This window comes from Aerococcus vaginalis, assembly GCF_053762225.1.
In genome coordinates, this window is the sequence record NZ_JBSMYC010000004.1 from 72169 (window position 1) to 91903 (window position 19735).

Consider the following 19735-nt stretch of genomic DNA (forward strand, 5'->3'; position numbering starts at 1 on the left):
AGGAGTGACGGCTGTGCCAAAAAAGAAGCGATCGAAGCGCAGTGAAACCAAAAAGAAAAAAGTGACGCAGAAGAAACAGAAAAATAAGAATCAAGGTATCGGTTATCAATTCGGTCGATCGTTCCATTATTTGAATTTAAAAATTTTTATTCCAAGTTTATTGTTGATGTTGATTGGAATCGTGATGGTCTTTACATCGAGTAGCTATATGGCATCGATTGAGGCGAACGGCAATATTGCGTACTATGCGATTAGGCAGGCCATTTATGTCGCCATTGGTTTATTTCTGATGATTGGAATCAGTGGGATCAAACGCAAGGTGATGACAGGAGAGAAAGTGCGCCATCTGATTATATTCGGCTTATTGGGAGCGCTACTTGTGGCCAGGTTCCTCATGCCACCGGTCAACGGGGCACACGGTTGGATTAATTTGGGTATTATCTCCATCCAACCGGTAGAATTTGTTAAGCCAGCAATCGTTGTATTCCTTGCACATTTTATCCAACAACATTTGCGGATGATTAACCAACGTGGCATTATCCATACCATGCGTTGGGATTGGAAAATTCCTATCTGGTTCTTAGTATTTCTCGGAATGGCGATTATGATGCCCGACTTCGGTGGGGCGTTCATCTTACTATCGATTCTCACGATGATGACATTAGCATCCGGCATCGATAAACAACATACTTTCCGATTACTGGGACTCAGTGCAGTCGGATACGGCGCGTTAGTATTTATTATGCGTGTGTTTGATATGAGTTGGTTGAACCAATGGCACTATGGTTTTCGTCGTTTAACGGCATTTGTCAATCCGTTTCTCGATGAACGTGGGTCGGGTCTACAGCTTGCTAATTCCTATTATGCGCTCGCAGGTGGCGGATTCTTTGGACGTGGACCAGGCGCCAGTATTGAGAAAACGGGGTATTTGCCGGAAGCCCATAATGACTTCATCATGGCGATTGTTGGTGAAGAATTTGGGTGGATAGGCCTGACAGTAATTCTCGTGCTTTATTTCTTCTTAGTGATCTATATTATGAAGAAAGCTAACCACATGCGTCGAACTTATTCACAGCTCGTGTTAGTTGGCGTTGGCTGTTATCTATTAATTCAGGCAATCGTCAATCTCGGTGCGGTCAGCGGTCTGTTGCCAATTACAGGGGTGACGTTCCCGTTCATCAGTTACGGTGGATCGTCCATTATGGTTACGAATATCATGATCGGACTTGCGCTGAATGTCATTCGCGAGGAACAGATTGAATCTGAAAAAGGTCTCTTCGATCGGAAAAATAAATTAAAACATGAGCCTTAAGTAGAGGGAGCAAAAAGATGTTTAAGAAATTATTAGTCGCGAACCGTGGAGAAATTGCGATTCGTATTTTCAGAGCATGTTATGAATTAGGTATTGAAACCGTTGCTATTTTCGCAAAAGAAGATGAAAATTCTGTGCATCGCTTCAAAGCTGATGAGTCATACTTAGTCGGCGAGGGTAAAAAACCGGTTGAAGCTTATTTAGATATTGAGGATATTATTCGTGTCGCTAAAGAAAATGATGTAGATGCCATTCATCCAGGATATGGGTTCTTATCTGAGAATGTAGAATTTGCGAAACGTTGTCGCGAAGAAGGTATCGTATTTGTGGGACCACAGACAGAAATTCTAGATACATTCGGTGACAAAATTAAAGCAAAACAAGCTGCGCAAAAAGCACATATTCCAGAAGTACCAGGGACGGATGGTACAGTCAAAGATTTCGATGAATTGAAGGCTTTCGCTGAAAGTGCTGGCTATCCGATTATGGTCAAGGCTGCACTCGGTGGTGGCGGACGTGGCATGCGTGTTGTACGCCATGCGGAAGAATTAGCTGATCATTATCAAGCAGCTGTTCGTGAAGCTAAAGCAGCTTTTGGTTCTGATGATGTCTATGCGGAAAAATACATTGAAAATCCGAAACATATCGAGGTTCAAATTTTGGGAGATCAACACGGCAATGTCGTGCATCTCTGGGAACGTGACTGTTCGATTCAACGTCGTCATCAAAAAGTAGTCGAAATCGCACCGAGCGTTGGATTATCTGATGACTTGCGTGAGCGTATCTGTGAAGCGGCGCGCCAGATGATGACTAGTATCGGATATCAAAATGCTGGAACGGTTGAATTTTTGGTGTCCGGCGATGAATTCTACTTTATCGAAGTGAACCCACGTGTTCAGGTAGAACATACGGTTTCTGAGCAGATTACAGGTGTTGATATTGTTCAGGCACAGATTGCGATTGCAGCAGGGATGACGCTGGATGAGATTGGTGTACCAAAACAAGAAAATATGCCACAAATGGGTTATGCGATTCAATGTCGTGTCACGACAGAGGATCCAGCAAACCAGTTCTTACCAGACACAGGTAAGATCAATACGTATCGCTCTCCAGGTGGTTATGGTGTACGTCTGGATGCAGGTAACGGCTACAGTAATGCGATCGTCTCACCTTACTATGACTCATTGATTGCGAAATTGATTACGTATTCTATGACGTTTGAAGGTGCAGTACGTAAAATGCGTCGTTCTTTGCGTGAATACCGTATTCGTGGGGTGAAAACCAACGTCCCATTTCTACAGAATGTGATTTTACATCCAGCGTTTATCGATGGTAGCGCAACGACAACATTTATCGATAATACGCCAGAACTCTTTGAATTCCCATCAAACCGTAACCGTGACCGTGGCAACAAAATTTTACAGTATATCGGTGATACGACGATTAACGGTTATCCAGGGATTGCGAAGGGCAAAGAGGAACAGTACGTTGATGCAGTGATTTCAGAGCTTGAACCTGTTGAATTTCCAACGCAGACCGCTAAACAGATTCTTGACACTGAGGGTGTTGAGGCAGTGAAGCAGTACATTCTCGACCAAAAACAAGTGCTGATTACGGAAACTACCATGCGTGACGCACATCAGAGTTTGATCGCTACACGTATGCGTTCAAAAGATATTCTTAAAGCAGCTAAAGTTGAAGAACTCGCTAATCCATCTATCTTTTCACATGAAGTTTGGGGAGGCGCGACGTTCGATACGATGATGCGTTTCTTGTCTGAAGATCCGTGGCAACGTCTCGATGATATTCGCCAGGCAATGCCGAATACACTACTTCAGATGTTATTCCGTGGTGCTAATGGGGTAGGATATACCGCTTATCCAGACAATGTGCTACGTGAATTTATTCATGAATCAGCGAAGAGTGGTATCGATATTTTCCGTATTTTTGATAGTTTGAACTGGACCGAACAGATGGCTAAACCGATCGAATATGTGAAGGAAACTGGAAAGATTGCGGAAGTTGCGATCTGTTATACGGGCGATATCCTAGACAAGACGCGCATCAAGTACGATCTCAATTACTATGTACGAATGGCGAAAAAAGTTGAAAGCATGGGCGCTGATATTCTAGCAATCAAAGATATGTCAGGGTTATTGAAGCCAAAAGCAGCCTATGGATTAATTACAGCTTTGAAAGAAGCTGTATCGTTACCAATTCATTTACATACACATGATACTTCTGGAAACGGTGTGGCAACCTATGTGGCTGCGGCACGCGCTGGGGTCGATATTGTGGATGTTGCCTCATCAGCATTCAGTTCAACCACCAGTCAGCCGAGTCTAACAAGTTTCTACTACGCATTAGAAGAAGACGAGCGTCAACCAGAGCTAAACGTTCAAAATGCGCAGCGTTTGAATCAATACTGGGCGATTGTGCGCACGTACTATGAAGATTTCAGCAAAGGTTTGAAAGCACCAGAAACCGAAATCTATCGTGTAGAGATGCCAGGTGGTCAATACACAAACCTCCAGCAGCAAGCAAAAGAGCTTGGACTCTTTGATCGTTGGGACGAAGTGAAGGAAATGTATCGCGAGGTCAACCTGCTATTTGGCGACATCGTGAAGGTTACCCCATCTTCCAAAGTTGTTGGTGATATGGCGTTATTTATGGTCCAAAATCATTTGTCCATTGATGACTTTTATGAAAAAGGCCGTTCGATCGATTTCCCTAAATCGGTGATTGACTTCTTTAAGGGGAACTTAGGACAGCCAACTGGTGGTTTTCCGAAAGATGTTCAAGATATCATCTTGAAAGGAGAACCTGCATCAACTGCGCGTCCAGGAGAATTATTGGAACCTGTCGATTTTGATGCGATAAAACAAGAGCTAATCGATACTTTTTCTGATCCAATGATTTCTGATCGTGACGTTTTGAGTTACTTGATGTATCCAGATGTCTACAAGAATTATCGTGAAAAGATTGATCGCTATAGTGATTTGACAAACTTAACGACGCCGACTTTCTTCAAAGGAATGAAACAAGGAGAAACCATCACAGTCGAACTGCAACAAGGTAAAGTATTGCGTATTCGTCTCGTTGATATCGGTGCGCCAGATACACATGGTGATCGTATCGTCTTCTTCGATTTGAACGGTCAGCGTCGTGAAATTATCGTCCACGATAGTCAAATTCAGACAACAGTGGCAACACGTGCTAAAGCGGACACATCGAATAAAAACCACATTGGTGCGACCATGCCGGGGAACATTGTCAGTGTGCCAGTCAAAGAAGGCGAAATGGTTGACGCAGGCCAGGTCATCTTAGTTGTTGAGGCGATGAAGATGGAAACCTCACTCAAAGCACCAAAAGCTGGAAAAGTTAAAACCATTCATGTCAGCGAAGGCGATCGTATTGCAGTCGGCGACTTACTGGTTGAATTGGACGCATAGAAGGATGAGTTATGAAGCAACGTTTTGATATGCCTAATCGACAGGAACTGATTGTCTATCTCTATTCCTCTAGAAAAGTCTATCCATTGAAGAAATATGGTTTTCTTTACTATATTTCTCATCGCATGCGCTATGCGATAATGTATGTCGATGCTAAAACGGTTGATCAGTCGATTAAACAGATTGAAAGATTACCGTTTGTTAAATCTGTTGAGAAATCAGAGCAGGCTAAACTCAATATGGACTTTGATGAAGTGCTCGAACAGGAAAATGAACGTGCACAGGCTTTCTTAAAACAGGTAGAAGCTGAGGAAGCTATTCACCAGATAGGAGAAGATAACGCATGAGAGTAATTGCAGGACGCTACGGTGGGATTCCATTACGTGCAGTCCCAGGGAAGAATACGCGGCCAACGACTGATAAAATTAAAGAATCAATGTTTAATCTACTCGGTCAGTATTTCGATGGTGGTAACGTTCTCGATTATTATGCAGGTACCGGGGCACTTGGGATTGAAGCATTGTCTCGTGGTGCAACGCATGTTTACGCCTTTGAACGTGATCGAAAAGCGGTAGCGACGATCGAAGCAAATATTCAAAAAGCGCATTGCGAAGAGGAATACACATTGCTTCCCGGAAATAATCGCAAACGACTTGCACAACTGCGCACACAGGAAGAAAACCTTCTATTTGACTATGTTTTTCTTGATCCACCGTATAAACAACAGCAGTTGATTAAAGATATTCAGTACTTTATCGATGAAGGATGGCTTCATTCTGGGAGTACCATTCTCTGTGAATTGAGCGAAGAAGATCAAATGCCTGATGTTATTGATCGTGCTACAGTGATTAAACGTGCGCATTACGGTGCCACAAATATTGTGATATACCAAATTGATTAATTAAATGAACAGTCCGATTTTCGGGCTGTTTTTTTTTTTGTGAGTTGCGGAATATATAATTTATTTTTAATAAGTATGTAGACTTTGTCACTAAGCCAGGGTATAATAGCTGAACTTAGATAATATTAGTCATTTTTTTATTTAGGAGGCGTAAAATCATGGCAGAAGTGCAAAACAAAGAAACTGTTTCTTCATTTATATTGAAAATTCTGAATGGTACGACAGTAGCAATCGTTGTTGCGTTGATTCCCAACGCGATTCTAGCAACCTTTTTGAATCCGGTTGCTTCAAATCCAATCGCAGCTAATTTGCTGCATATCGTGCAAGTCTTCCAGTTTTTCACACCGATTATGGCTGGTTTTTTGATTGCGATGCAGTTTAAATTGAATCCTATTCAATCGGCTAGTGTCGCTGGAGCGGCTTATATCGGTTCTGGCGCGTGGAAATTTGTGGAAGTAACGATGGCAGGTGAAACGAGTAATATCTTTCAGTATTGGTGCTGGTGTCGGTTTTATCGGAACGTTGACCTTACCGTATGTTTCAATGATTACAGCAGTGATCGGGCAGGCTATTAATGCCTTTACGACGCTGCAACCATTATTGATGAGTATCTTAATTGCTGTGTCATTCTCACTTATTATTATCAGTCCAATTTCAACCGTAGCGATTGGATTGGCTATCGGATTAGATGGATTAACCTCAGCATCAGCTGGGATGGGGGTCGCAGCGGCTGCAGCGTTTCTTGTATGGGCAACGATGAAACGTAATGGTGCCGGAGTACCGATTGCGATTGGTCTCGGTGCGATGAAGATGATGATGCCTAACTTCTTAACGAATCCGATTATTGGCTTACCGGTTGCGATTACAGCAGCGATCAGCTCATTGAGTATTCCAATTTTGGGTATGGTTGGTACACCTGGTTCAGCCGGCTTTGGTTTAGTTGGATTAGTATCTCCACTCGCTGCATTAAATGAAGGGAATATTAGTGTTCTCACCATGCTTATCACATGGATTGTTATTCCATTCGCTGTTGGGTTCATTGTTCATAAGGTCATGTGTGATGTTCTACACGTTTATGATGACGAAATTTTTGTATTCAAAGGCTAGGAGGAAATAGGAATGTTAACGTATATTGCAGGTTCAGGAGCGATGGGTTGTCGTTTCGGTTATCAAATACACAAACAGGGCAATGAAGTGATTCTTTTAGATATGTGGGAAGACCATATTCAAGCGATTAAAGAAAATGGTTTGAATATTGTCGGTGATCATGAAGACAATATCAAAATTGATATTATGAAACCGTCAGAAGCGAAACGAGAAGCTGATTTTATTATCCTGTTCACGAAGGCTATGCAATTACCAAGCATGTTAGAAAGTATCAAACCGATTATTAAAGAAGACACTAAAGTGTTATGCCTTTTGAATGGTTTAGGTCATGAAGATGTGATGCAGCGATACCTCGCAGAGAAAAATATTCTCTTAGGTGTAACGGTGTGGACAGCAGGTCTAAATAAACCGGGTGAAGTTTTATTAACGGGTACCGGAGCTGTCAACTTGCAAGCTATTGATCCATCAGGTAAGACGGAAGCGCTCGAGGTTGTCGATATGATGAATGAAGCAGGATTAAACGTCACTTACGATGAAGATGTTTTACCATCAATTTGGCGCAAGGCGTGTGTGAACGGCACGATGAATTCAACATGTGCATTACTCGATTGCACGATTGGCGAGTTCTTTGCGAGTGAAGAAGCACAGCGAGTGGTGAAAACAATTATTTCAGAATTCGTTACAGTAGGGAAGGCATTAGATGTGGCATTAAATGAATCCGAGATTGTGGATTATGTGTTCGAAACGAGTGTCGCAGCGGCAGCACATTACCCATCGATGCATCAAGATCTGATTCAAAATCACCGTCCAACAGAGATTGATTACATCAACGGTGCAGTGGCTAGAAAAGGTATCGAATTAGGGATCGATACCCCATACTGTCAAATGATTACAGATTTAATTCACGCGAAAGAACAACAGTTAGGCATTAATTAATTCAAACGCAAACAGTCCGAATATCGGGCTGTTTTTTGTATACGAAAACAAAAAAGGAGAGGAGTGAGCGTATTTAATAAGTAAAGGAGAGGATAAAAATGATAATACAAGAATTAAAAGATTGGTTGGATACGCATTGTGCATACATCATTGGTGGTAGTTTATTTGGGCTGGGCTTTTTGCTGTTACTAGTGTTTTTTATCGGTAGTGATGAGACTGACAATGAAATGATTGATGATCAACCACAGACAGCTTTCGCTAAAAGCACTGAATCTTTTACCATGCCTGCAGAACCGAAGACGGTAAATCAGACACAAGTAGAACCTATTCAAGCAGAGACATGGATGGTTGATATTAAAGGGGCTGTAAAAGAGCCAATGCTCTACAAAGTTTCAGAAGGTGAGCGCGTTTATGATGTCATTGAGCGTGCAGGGGGCTTATTAGATAATGCAGATCGTAATCGCATCAACTTTTCATTGAAAGTCTCTGATCAGATGGTGATTTATATTCCCAAACAAGGCGAAGAGATTTTGGATGATTTATCGGGAACGGTTGATGCTGGAACTCAGACAGGGGGCACAGCGAATAGTAGTCAGAGTGATACGATTAACGTCAACACTGCGAGTAAGGAAGAGTTGATGACAGTATCTGGCATCGGTGAGAAAAAAGCACAAGATATTATTGATTACCGTGAGACAAATGGTCCGTTCCAAAAAATTGACGATCTTATCAACGTCAGCGGAATTGGTGAAAAGACACTCGAAAAACTACGCGAGCAATTAGCTGTTTGATCACATGACTTGGGCTTGCTTGAGTGTTTTAATCATTACCATAGCGATCGTTCATCCGAGCGTTATGACTTGGGGACTTTGGCTCTTTTTTGTCGTGCGATTATGCTTTTTAGAGGATAAACACTTACTCAAACTATTACTATTGCAGTGTATTGTCGTAGGGATTATCTGTGGTAATTTACGTATGCATCAGTCGTCACTCAGTATTGGCGATCAAACGCTGACAGCTGTTATTTCACCTAATCAACTAACGATCAATGGGAATCAGTTAAAAGGTGTAGCTGTTGTGAAACGGCCGCTTGTCGATGAAAAAGTTCAGATTTTTTATCGCCTAAAAAGTGAAGCAGAACAACAGGCTTTCAAAAATAATGGAGATAGTTGGCATGTCAGACTACAAGGAGAAATTGAAGTGCCTGAGGGACCACGCAATTTTGGTGGCTTCAATTATCAAAATTATTTGCGATCAAAACAGATCGAACGGATCATGCAAGTCAAGCGACTGACTATCATCAAATCAAAACGGGGACTGATAGCCTTAATCCATCGCTGGTATCAACAATTAGTTCATCGGACAGCAGCGATTTCTGCACCATTAGTACGCGTCTATAGTCAATCGCTGTTTCTAAATGTACGTGAAGAGATGGCGTTGGAACGACTCGCGGATTACCAAACCATCGGCATGATTCGTCTCTTTAGTATCAGTGGGTTTCACGTGTCGTTACTCGTGGGATTATTACAGCGCGGCTTACTTCGTGTGGGTCTGATCAAAGAACATGTCAATATGCTATCAATCATCAGTTTATTCTATGGTGTGATGATGGGTTGGCCGTATGGGATGCTCCGTGTGACAGGCGATTACCTATTTCAATGGATGAGCGATCGATTTCTCAGCAATCGAACCATCAATCCGTTAGTAGGAACATTATGTAGCATGTCAGTGGTCTTACTATTTCATCCTATGGCGCTATTATCTATCGGCTTTCAACTGAGTTACGTACTGGCGTTAGTTTTACGTTATAGCAGTCAATTTCAAGCGAAGGCAGGTTCTTTTCGTACGAGTTGGTTATGTTTTTTGGCAAGTTTACCGTTTATGCTCCATTACTATCAGCGCTTTTCATGGTTATCCGTTATCGTAGGACCGTTATACATTTGGCTGTTTTCATATTTATTGATTCCTGGCTTACTTGTCGTTTGGATTGGGCATTTATTTGGAATATCTGGGTTCTTAATGCCACTACAACTACTGATGACACGACTCATTCAAGTAGTAGAAACGATAAGTCAGTGGTTAGCCAATCTGGATTTATCTAACCCAGTGACTGGTATTTTACCGTGGTGGCTGTGGATCATTTTATTCATTAGCATGTTTTATTACTTCGATCAAAAAAGTACGCAAAAGATGCAAAAACACGCAGTAAAGTGGTTAATCGTATTGTTTAGCTGTTTAACTTTCTTGCCATTTTTGAATCCATTTGGGCAAGTCGCTATGATTGATATTGGACAAGGCGATACTTTTTTGATTATTTTACCGTTTCATCGTGGTGCATACCTGATCGATGCAGCGGCGCGTGGTCAGTTCAAAACTGAACCGTGGCAGGAACGCCAATCTGCTAGCGTGTTTGATCGTATGATTGCACCGGCATTACGGGCACAAGGGGTACGCAAGATCGATGGCATCTTCATTACATATGCTGATATGGATCATATCGGCTCACTTGTTGAAGTGACGGCGCAGATTCCTACCGAACACCTTTACCTTCCAATAGGTATGGCTAAGAGTGACAAAGGAATGACATTCGTTGCTAGAGCGCTAGAGACCGCTAAACATGCAACTCCTACCGTTCAATGGTTACAAACAGGGGATCATGTATCACTTAAGGGGCATACAGATTTGCGGGTGCTGGCACCAGATCAGATCGGGGAAGGTGAGAATGAAAATTCGCTAGTCATGTATAGCAAAATTGGGGCGTTACATTGGCTATTTACGGGGGATATTGTTGGTGATAATGAGGAGAAAGTTTTCAATTATTTGCGCGACAATCAGTTACCGATCGATAGTCTCAAAGTGTCGCATCACGGCTCAGATTATTCGACTAAAAACGGATGGATCGACCAATTCCATCCTAAATACGCATGGTTTTCAGTCGGGGAGAATAATCGCTATAGACATCCCGCGCCACGTATCATTGAGAAAATGACAGCTGTGGGAACTAATATTTATCGTACGGATCAACAAGGCGCCGTTCATTATTACTATTTCAATGACAGATGGTGGATAGAAACGGTAAAATAGGGAGGAAGACAGAGGTTAAGGGAGGATCATATGGATTTTAAAGCGGCTTTAGATACGATTCATCGTCAAGAGGTAGCGCCGATCTATCTCCTCTTAGGAAGAGAATACTATCTGATTCAATGGTTCAAGGCAGCGTTAATTGAACAAGTTATCGGAGGAATGGACGCCGCTGATGATTTGAATTTAATGACATTCGATCTCGAGGAAACATCATTAGACGATGTGATGGTCGAGGCTAATACGCTCTCCTTCTTTTCGGGTAGACGTATCCTCTGGGTAAAAAATGCCAGTTTTTTGACGGGGAGCAAAGAGAAAATGAATACAGATGATCTACTCGCCTATCTCAATGCGCCGAATCCTGATGTCATTCTATGTTTTAGTGCGCCATATGAAAAACTCGATAATCGTAAGAAAATTGTTAAACGGATGTTGAAGGAAACAGTGGTTATTGATGTTGCACCGGTGAAACCACGTGAGACTGAAAAGTATGTCAAAGATTATATTCGCAGTGAATCAAAACAGATCGATCGACAAACGCTGACCTTTTTACTTGATCGCACTGGTTATGAATTATCACATGCAATGAGCGAACTCGAAAAGTTATTGCTGTATATGGGAGATAGTGAACAGGTGACTGCCAATGATATACGTGCTGTAATCCCACCATCGCTTGATGATAATATTTTTAATCTCGCGACGTATATTACTGAACAGAAAACTGCAGAAGCAATTCGACTCTACCGTACCTTGATTGCCGAAAAACAGCAGCCGATTGCGATTCTCGCATTAATGCTTTCAGAATTTCGTTTATACACGCAAATTAGCTTGTTGAAGAAGAAGGGATACGGTCAGAATGAAATGGCGCGTACATTACAGAGTCATCCTTATCGCATCAAGATGGCAATGAAGAAAATTACACGCTACAACATTTCACAATTTATGGCAGCTTATCGAGCATTAGTGATGTTGGATTACCAGATTAAAACGGGACGAGTAGAACCGAATTTTGGTATCGAGCAATTTATCCTGAAATTTACACAGGGACAGATTGCATCTTAGGAGGTGCGGATATGGCAAGGCAATTATCAGATAGCGTCAGCGTATTATCCGGTGTCGGCGAGAAACTCACACAACGTTTACACACATTGGGTATCGAGACGGTATTCGATCTCTTACAATCTTTTCCATTTCGTTACGAGGATTTTAGTGTACGTGATGTTCGTGAGTTTGAAGATAATGAGAAAGGTGCAATCAGTGGGACAGTTGTTACTGCACCGGTGGTTTCCTACTACGGTAAGGGCAATCGATTGAACTTTCGATTTCAAACCAATGATGTCATTATTAATATCACCTTGTTCAATCAACCCTATATGCGCAAAAATATTGCGCTCGGTGATGAATTATTAATCTATGGGACGTATGATAAAGCGCGCCAAGGTATGACTGCTATTCGTATTCAAAATCTCTCAACAAAATCTGAAACAGATGATGCACAAGGGATTTATCACACCACTCAAGGACTTAGTCAGAAGAAATTTCAGACACTGGAAAAGCAGGCGTTAAAGGACTATCAAGAGCTATTACCCGAAAGATTGCCGCAGGAACTTGTCGATCACTATCACTTACCGACTTATCGTGAAGCGGTAGGCGCAATGCATTTTCCAAAAGATGGTGCACAGCGCCAACAAGCAGAGCGCCGCATCAAATATGAAGAATTATTTCTCTATCTCTTTCGCTTGCAATGGGAAAAATATCAAGGTCATCAACAAACTGAAGGTGTACAGGTTCTCTATGATAACGAACAGTTACGGGCGTTTATCGAGACGTTGCCCTTTGCTTTAACTGACGGACAGAAACAGGTCGTAAATGAAATTTGTCGTGATCTTCGGCAGCCATTTAGTATGCGTCGGTTATTGCAGGGGGATGTCGGTAGTGGTAAAACCGTCGTGGCTCTCATTGCGATGGTCGCCACAGCAGATGCAGGGTATCAGTCTGCCTTAATGGTACCAACTGAAATTTTGGCAGAACAGCACTTTGCCAGTTTTAATGATTTTTTAGCGGAAACAGATTATAACGTCGCACTGCTGACCGGACAGATGCCTAAGCGCGAACGCACAGAGTTACTGGACGGTCTGGCATCCGGCACTATTGATATGGTCATTGGGACGCACGCACTCATTCAAGAAGATGTTCATTTTAAAAATTTGGGGTTTGCTGTGGTTGATGAGCAACACCGCTTTGGGGTGAATCAGCGTGCCGCATTAGTTGAGAAGACTATAGATGGCCGTTCTAGTAATTTACTTTATATGACGGCGACACCAATTCCACGTACATTAGAAATTACAACAATGGGGAATATGGATGTCTCGAAACTCACTGAGCGTCCGTCTAATCGAAAACCGATTCGAACGGTCTGGCTCAAGCCAAATCAAAAAGATCAAATCGAATCATTATTAGGCGACGAATTGGCGAAAGGACATCAAGTCTATATTGTTTGTCCGCTCATTGAGGAATCGGAAGCAATGGCTGCACAAAATGCTGAACATATTTATGAATTGCTGCAGTTTCGCTATGGTGATCGCTATACGCTCGGTTTAATGCACGGTAAATTGTTTTCGGATGATAAAGATGCTGTCATGAATGCTTTTGAGCAGAATGAGACACAAATTTTGGTAACCACCACCGTTATTGAGGTGGGAATTAATGTGCCGAATGCGACTGCCATGGTGATTCTGAATGCGGATCATTTTGGTTTAGCACAGCTCCATCAGTTGCGCGGACGAATTGGACGCGGGGACGCACAATCCTACTGTGTGTTGCTGGCCAATCCGCGTACTGATAATGGAAAGAAACGTATGCAAATGATGACTGAGACGGCGGATGGTTTTGTATTGAGTCAATACGATCTTGAATTGCGCGGTGCTGGCGATTACTTTGGTACAAAACAGAGCGGCTGGCCAAGTTTTGCATTAGCGGATCCAGTAGCTGATCAAACGATACTCGAAGCTGCGAAACAGGATGTTGAGCGTTTTTTACCTTACTATCTTGAACATCACAGCGATTATCCAGGAATGAACGAATGGTTAGAGACATTATCGAAGCATGTGAATGCCTGAGGTTGTAAACTTTTATGTTTTATTAAGAAAGTGTCAGTACATCAGCTGTGCTTTGAATTCTTCGCATGTGTTCGCTATAATTGGTTGAACTACGGCATAGAGAGTAAAAGGGAGACGACAAAATCATGAGAATTGCGATCGATGCGATGGGTGGCGACAAAGCTCCTGATGCAGCTGTTAAAGCAGCGCAACGTATTGCAGAAAAATATCCAAATGATGAATTTTTACTTTTTGGTAATGAAGAACAACTAACTGTCAAACTCGGTAATGATAAAGCAGAAAATATTAAAATTGTCCCGACGACGGAAGTTATTGATACAGGAGATGAACCAACCAAAGCGGTTCGTCGCAAAAAAGATTCCTCGCTCGTTCGTGCGGCACGTGCGGTGCGTCAGGGGGAAGCGGATGCGTTAATTTCAGCTGGGAATACCGGTGCGTTGTTGACAGTGGCGACAATCGTTATCGGACGTATCCGCGGTGTTGATCGTGCAGCGATTTTAGTTGATGTACCGAACTTGCAACGTCCAGGGCAGAGTTTCTCATATATTGATGCGGGAGCAAATTCAGAAGCGAAACCGAAACATCTACATCAGTATGCGTTGATGGCGTCTCGTTATGCATCCGATGTTAAGGGGATTGAGAATCCGCGCGTCGGACTTTTGAATAACGGTGCCGAGGAAGAAAAAGGTACGCCTGTCACAAAAGAAACACATCAATTGTTGAAGAATGAGCCCGCCATTCAATTCGTCGGTAATGTCGAAGCACGCGATATCTTAAATGATCCAGCTGACATTATTGTCACGGATGGCTTTACGGGAAATGCTGTATTAAAGACCGTTGAAGGTGTGGCAATGACATTTGCAGGTCTTTTAAAATCAGCTGTTAAAGATGGTGGTGTCCGTGCTAAAATGGGTGGCGCTTTGCTCTATAAGAGTCTGAAAAAACAACTCAGTGGGATCGATGTGTCAACGTTGAGTGGTGGTTTATTTTTTGGTGTGAAGCAACCAGTGATCAAGGCACACGGTAATGCAACTGAAGATGACCTTGCGAGAGCAATGGAGCAAGCGATCAGTATTGTTGAATCCAAGTTATATGACCGTTTAGCAGAGTTACTTAAGCAACAAAAAGAAGAGGCTAAAAATACAGATGAATAGTGATCATACATTCCAAGGAGTGGAGGGCGTTTAAATGTCTGAAGAATCCGTCTACCACGCCATTGCTGAAATTTTTACGAAGCGTTATGGAATGGAAACAAAAGATATTATTCCTGAGTTAGAACTACGGGATGAATTGGGATTTGATTCGCTCGATATCATGGACTTAATGATGTTGTTAGAGGATCGTTTTGATATCGTGATTGATGGTCGCGGTGTGTCGAAGATTCAAACCGTTCAGGATGTGATGATGCTCGTCACAGAAAGCATTCAAATGAGCCAGAATTAGAGCTAGTAATCGCTATAGTATTGACCAAAGAATCGCTGCTGGATTAGCGATTCTTTTTTAGAAAGGATATAAAATGGAAAAAGGGAAAATCACACAATTAATGGATCAAAAATTTGGTATTCAAATTAATGATTTTAAACATTATCAAGAAGCATTTACACACTCGAGTTATGCTAATGAACATCGCAGCAAGGGAGTTCATATGGCATACAACGAACGTATTGAGTTTTTGGGGGATGCGGTCCTCGAATTGACGGTATCTACCTATCTCTTTACCAATTATCCAAAAATGCCAGAAGGTGAAATGTCCCGTTTACGTGCCATTATTGTCCGCGAAGAGAGTTTAGCACAGCGCTGTTTGGAATGTGGATTCAACCAGCTCATCATGCTTGGACACGGGGAAGAAAATAATGGAGCACGTGAGCGTCAGTCATTACTCTGTGACTTATTTGAAGCTGTTGTTGGGGCGATCTATCTCGATAGTGGATTGGATGTAGTGGAACATTTCCTCGAACAGACGATTTATCCAAAAATCGCAAACGGTGAGTTCTCCTTAGTCGCTGATCATAAAACCGCACTCCAGGAAGAACTACAGAAGAACGGTAGTATCGATCTTGAATATGTTGTGCTCAAAGAAGATGTCGGTGAGAACAATCAGGCAGTATTTGAAATGGCTGTGACATTATCTGGAGAAACGATCGGTACGGGAAAAGGGCATAATAAGAAGAATGCTGAACAAATGGCAGCGAAAGATGCGCTTGAACGATTAGCTGCGCAAAATGGGAGCGACAAGCACTAGTGTACTTAAAAGTCATTGAAATGAAAGGATTCAAAAGCTTTGCAGAAAAAACACGCATTGAATTGAATCAAGATTTTACAGCGATTGTTGGACCGAATGGTAGCGGTAAATCTAATATCACTGAAGCGATTAAATGGGTGCTCGGTGAACAATCAGCGAAATCCTTGCGTGGTGAACGCATGGACGATGTGATTTTTGCTGGAACAGAAACGAAACGCAGAGGTCAATATGCTGAAGTGTCGCTTGAATTTGATAACAGCGACCACACGTTAGCCATCGACCAAGAGATGGTGCGCATCACACGTCGGCTAACGCGTGGTGGCGATAGTAACTACATGATTAATGGTCGTAACTGTCGTCTGAAAGATATTACAGATCTGATGCTGGATACGGGGATTGGTCGTCATTCTTTTTCCGTCATTTCGCAAGGGCGTGTGGAAGAAATTTTTAATCAGCGTGCAGAAGAGCGTCGTGAGATTTTTGAAGAAGCAGCCGGTGTTATGAAGTATAAATCACGTCGAAAAGATGCTGCACGAAAGCTCGAGCATGCGATTGATAACCAAAATCGTCTCGATGATATCATTCAGGAAATTGAAACTCGTCTGGAACCGTTGAAACAACAACATGATGATGCTTTGAAATATCGCGAGTGGACGGATGAACTACAAGCGATTGATATCCGTGTGCTAGTGACAGAAATTGAAACCGTTGTCGCACAGCGTAAAACACATGATCATGATTTAGAGTCTATTCTCTCGCAAATTAAAACCGCACAGACAGAGCAGCAAGCATTGAAGCAAAGTCTGGATCAAACACACCGTGAGAAAGCGGCAGCAGAAGAAAGACAAGAACAGTTACATAATCATGCGGTGACATTAGTTGAACAAATTGAGAAGTTACAATCCGAGAAGCAGTTAGCTGAACAGCGTCATGCATTTGAACAACAAAATCATCAAGAACAGTCGAGCCGTTTAGAAGCATTGGATACTGAGCGTGAACGACTAACCAATGCAAAAACAAGCGTGATTGAAACGATTGCCTCATTCGATCAACAGTTAACAACACTGAAAAAAGAGAAGAAGACACTCGATGCAGAAATTGCTGAATTACAAGCAGAGGCTACTGAAGATGTCGAGACACTGCGCAATCAGTACTTTGATGCTTTGCAAGAACAAAATCAACTGAAGAATGCGATGACACGCATCGAACAAGAACAGTCGATCAGAAAGCAGCGCGCGTCGAGCCGTCAACAGCGACAATCTGAAACAAAATTGACGCAACAAAAATTACAACGAGCTTATGATGACAAACGATCGAAACATGAACAAATGATGCAATCGTTAAATGAAGCTGTTTCGACATATAGACAGCAGCAGCAATATTTTGAAAAAGCATCCAAACAACTTGATCAGCTCAAGCAGCAAACGGAACAAGTTGAGAATGCGATGATTCGATCAAAAACAACACGTGATAGTTTGAAGAGTCTCTCAGATAGCTATGAGGGCTTCTACAACGGTGTAAAGAATGCGCTGAAGTGGGGAGAGAGACACAACGGCATTGCGGGAGCAGTCGCCGAATTAATCAGTGTCCCAGAGCGTTATACACGTGCAGTGGAAGAAGCGCTCGGTGGACAGATGCAGAATATTGTTGTTCAGAATGGTGATGTTGCTGAAGCAGTCATTGCTTATTTGAAATCTTCTAGAGGTGGACGTGCGACGTTCTTGCCACTCGATAAAATTCGTGGTCGACAGATGGCGCAGCAAACCCTTGAGGAAGCGATGCGTATACATGGCGTTATCGGTGTTCTCTCTGATTTAGTAACGTACGATCCACATTTGGAGCCTATTGCGACATATTTGATGGGGAATATTTTAGTGACAGATACTATACGTACGGCACGCCTCGTCAATCAAAAGTTGCATCGTGGTGTCCGTATTGTGACACTTGATGGTGATATAGTGAATGCTGGCGGCGCGTTAACGGGAGGACGTAACCGCCATAATCCGCAGCATGAATTGTTAGTACGAAATCAAAAAATTGCTGCAGAAGAACAACGCTTAACGAAGCTCGCTCAGGAACGTAAACAATGTCGTGAGCAGTTAGAAGCACAAGAACAGCAAGTGATATCATTAAAAGAAACACTGTCTGAAGCACAAGAACAGCTGACAACCGATAAACACCGCTTGAATGGCTTGCAATCGGAAGCAGAACAGTTCAAGAAACAATTAGCGGATATTAATGCGCAGATTAAAGCCGATCAGTACGATGAATCAGCGGATAATGATGATGATCAAGAAGCGATTGCGCAATTAGATGCGCATCAGAAGCGTATTGAAGCCATCGATCGAGAAGCCCAAAACATTAGAGCAAAGATTGAAAACTTCGATCAATATGCGAAGCAACGTCAAGAAAAATTAGCTAAATGGAATGCGAAACAACAAACGCTAGCAACGAAAATTGCCATTCAACAAGAAAAGCACATACAACAACAAACCAAGCAGCAAGAGTTGGATGAGCAATTAACGACTGTTAATGACAATTATCGTGTACTAACTGAGAGAATGGCAGCGAATGATGTGGAAGCTAGTCATTATGAAAGCGATCAGGAAGCGCGAGAACAGGCATTGACTGATAAGAAACAGGCGCGAGAACAATTACTTGCGGATCAACAGAAGATCAAGCAACGTATTGAGAAAATGGATCAGTCGCTGAATGATTTAGATCAGCAGCTCATAGCGATTAATGCGAAATTGACGCATGATTATCAACGACAGTCTACGTTGGAGTCAGAGGTTACGCGAGATGATGAAAAAATTGATACGAATCTCTCACGTCTTAGTGAAGACTATACATTGACTTATGAGCGTGCAAAATCAGAAGTGAAACCGCTCGAAGAGACGATACCTGAAGCGAAGCAACGCATGAAGCAATTACGAACAGCGATTACGCAGCTGGGGCCAGTGAATTTGCAGGCCATCGATGAATACAATGAAGTTAGCGAGCGTTACCAATTTATGTCTAAACAGCGTGAGGACGTGTTAGAAGCTGTTAATAACTTAAATGAAGCGATTCGTTCATTGGATAATGAAGTCAAAACGAAATTCAGTGCGAGTTTCAATGCGATTCGTGAATCCTTCGAAGATATTTTTCCAAAATTATTCAATGGCGGTAAAGCGACACTCACATTGACAGATCCTGATGATTTACTCACTACAGGTGTCGAAATTATGGCGCAGCCACCTGGGAAACAATTGCAATTAATGAGCTTATTATCTGGTGGGGAACGCTCGCTCACTGCGATTGCGTTATTATTTGCAATCATTGCGGTTAATCCCGTGCCATTTAGTATCTTAGATGAAGTTGAAGCGGCGCTTGATGATGCGAACGTCGATCGTTACGGACAATATCTCAATCGTTATGCAGACCAGACACAATTTATTGTTATCACGCACCGTAAAGGGACCATGGTTCACGCTAATGTACTCTACGGTGTCACAATGGAAGAAGCTGGTGTTTCGAAATTAGCTGCCGTGAAATTAACCGATATTGAATCATAATATTAACGGTACGAATTGGATAATAGCG

The 19735-nt window shown here is 42.4% G+C and carries 13 protein-coding genes and 1 pseudogene; all 14 read left to right on the top strand.

The annotated features are described in order from the left end of the window. Positions 1 to 13 precede the first annotated feature (13 nt). The gene (locus tag ACWOEX_RS05485; protein WP_455298581.1) at positions 14 to 1312 is read left to right on the top strand and encodes an FtsW/RodA/SpoVE family cell cycle protein; all 1299 of its coding nucleotides are present in this window, start codon (positions 14 to 16) and stop codon (positions 1310 to 1312) included. 17 nt (positions 1313 to 1329) lie between these two features. Continuing rightward, positions 1330 to 4764, top strand: a complete 3435-nt coding sequence (locus ACWOEX_RS05490) for a pyruvate carboxylase (RefSeq protein ID WP_455298582.1) — start codon at positions 1330 to 1332, stop codon at positions 4762 to 4764. A gap of 11 nt (positions 4765 to 4775) precedes the next feature. Then, the gene (locus ACWOEX_RS05495) at positions 4776 to 5111 is read left to right on the top strand and encodes a YlbG family protein (RefSeq protein ID WP_455298583.1); all 336 of its coding nucleotides are present in this window, start codon (positions 4776 to 4778) and stop codon (positions 5109 to 5111) included. Next, positions 5108 to 5665, top strand: coding sequence for a 16S rRNA (guanine(966)-N(2))-methyltransferase RsmD (rsmD, locus tag ACWOEX_RS05500; protein WP_455298584.1), 558 nt, complete (start codon positions 5108 to 5110; stop codon positions 5663 to 5665). The genes ACWOEX_RS05495 and rsmD overlap by 4 nt, the downstream gene beginning before the upstream one ends. A gap of 155 nt (positions 5666 to 5820) precedes the next feature. After that, positions 5821 to 6772, top strand: a pseudogene (locus tag ACWOEX_RS05505) (PTS sugar transporter subunit IIC). Between the two features lie 12 nt (positions 6773 to 6784). After that, the gene (locus tag ACWOEX_RS05510; RefSeq protein ID WP_455298585.1) at positions 6785 to 7708 is read left to right on the top strand and encodes a 2-dehydropantoate 2-reductase; all 924 of its coding nucleotides are present in this window, start codon (positions 6785 to 6787) and stop codon (positions 7706 to 7708) included. Positions 7709 to 7806: 98 nt separating this feature from the next. Continuing rightward, the gene (locus ACWOEX_RS05515; RefSeq protein WP_455298586.1) at positions 7807 to 8499 is read left to right on the top strand and encodes a helix-hairpin-helix domain-containing protein; all 693 of its coding nucleotides are present in this window, start codon (positions 7807 to 7809) and stop codon (positions 8497 to 8499) included. 4 nt (positions 8500 to 8503) lie between these two features. Next, the gene (locus ACWOEX_RS05520) at positions 8504 to 10792 is read left to right on the top strand and encodes a DNA internalization-related competence protein ComEC/Rec2 (protein ID WP_455298587.1); all 2289 of its coding nucleotides are present in this window, start codon (positions 8504 to 8506) and stop codon (positions 10790 to 10792) included. Positions 10793 to 10822: 30 nt separating this feature from the next. Then, positions 10823 to 11851: a DNA polymerase III subunit delta gene (gene holA / locus ACWOEX_RS05525; protein ID WP_455298588.1), complete on the top strand. Its 1029-nt coding sequence runs from the start codon at positions 10823 to 10825 to the stop codon at positions 11849 to 11851. An 11-nt stretch (positions 11852 to 11862) separates the two neighbouring features. Then, positions 11863 to 13908: an ATP-dependent DNA helicase RecG gene (recG, locus tag ACWOEX_RS05530; RefSeq protein ID WP_455298589.1), complete on the top strand. Its 2046-nt coding sequence runs from the start codon at positions 11863 to 11865 to the stop codon at positions 13906 to 13908. A 125-nt stretch (positions 13909 to 14033) separates the two neighbouring features. Further along, on the top strand, positions 14034 to 15062 hold the full coding sequence (gene plsX / locus ACWOEX_RS05535) for a phosphate acyltransferase PlsX (protein ID WP_455298590.1): 1029 nt from the start codon (positions 14034 to 14036) through the stop codon (positions 15060 to 15062). Between the two features lie 34 nt (positions 15063 to 15096). After that, a complete protein-coding gene (locus ACWOEX_RS05540; protein ID WP_455298591.1) occupies positions 15097 to 15351 on the top strand; it encodes an acyl carrier protein in 255 nt (84 codons plus the stop codon). A 73-nt stretch (positions 15352 to 15424) separates the two neighbouring features. Beyond that, complete coding sequence (gene rnc, locus ACWOEX_RS05545) at positions 15425 to 16150, top strand: ribonuclease III (RefSeq protein ID WP_455298592.1); 726 nt, start codon at positions 15425 to 15427, stop codon at positions 16148 to 16150. Next, entirely contained in the window at positions 16150 to 19707 is a 3558-nt protein-coding gene (gene smc / locus ACWOEX_RS05550) for a chromosome segregation protein SMC (protein ID WP_455298593.1), read from the top strand. The genes rnc and smc overlap by 1 nt, the downstream gene beginning before the upstream one ends. Positions 19708 to 19735 lie beyond the last annotated feature (28 nt).

Coding starts and splice junctions, on each gene's coding strand:
- holA (WP_455298588.1), top strand. CDS start 10,823: ATGGATTTTAAAGCGGCTTTAGATACGATTCATCGTCAAGAGGTAGCG.
- rnc (WP_455298592.1), top strand. CDS start 15,425: ATGGAAAAAGGGAAAATCACACAATTAATGGATCAAAAATTTGGTATT.
- ACWOEX_RS05540 (WP_455298591.1), top strand. CDS start 15,097: ATGTCTGAAGAATCCGTCTACCACGCCATTGCTGAAATTTTTACGAAG.
- ACWOEX_RS05495 (WP_455298583.1), top strand. CDS start 4,776: ATGAAGCAACGTTTTGATATGCCTAATCGACAGGAACTGATTGTCTAT.
- ACWOEX_RS05490 (WP_455298582.1), top strand. CDS start 1,330: ATGTTTAAGAAATTATTAGTCGCGAACCGTGGAGAAATTGCGATTCGT.
- recG (WP_455298589.1), top strand. CDS start 11,863: ATGGCAAGGCAATTATCAGATAGCGTCAGCGTATTATCCGGTGTCGGC.
- rsmD (WP_455298584.1), top strand. CDS start 5,108: ATGAGAGTAATTGCAGGACGCTACGGTGGGATTCCATTACGTGCAGTC.
- ACWOEX_RS05515 (WP_455298586.1), top strand. CDS start 7,807: ATGATAATACAAGAATTAAAAGATTGGTTGGATACGCATTGTGCATAC.
- ACWOEX_RS05510 (WP_455298585.1), top strand. CDS start 6,785: ATGTTAACGTATATTGCAGGTTCAGGAGCGATGGGTTGTCGTTTCGGT.
- ACWOEX_RS05520 (WP_455298587.1), top strand. CDS start 8,504: ATGACTTGGGCTTGCTTGAGTGTTTTAATCATTACCATAGCGATCGTT.
- plsX (WP_455298590.1), top strand. CDS start 14,034: ATGAGAATTGCGATCGATGCGATGGGTGGCGACAAAGCTCCTGATGCA.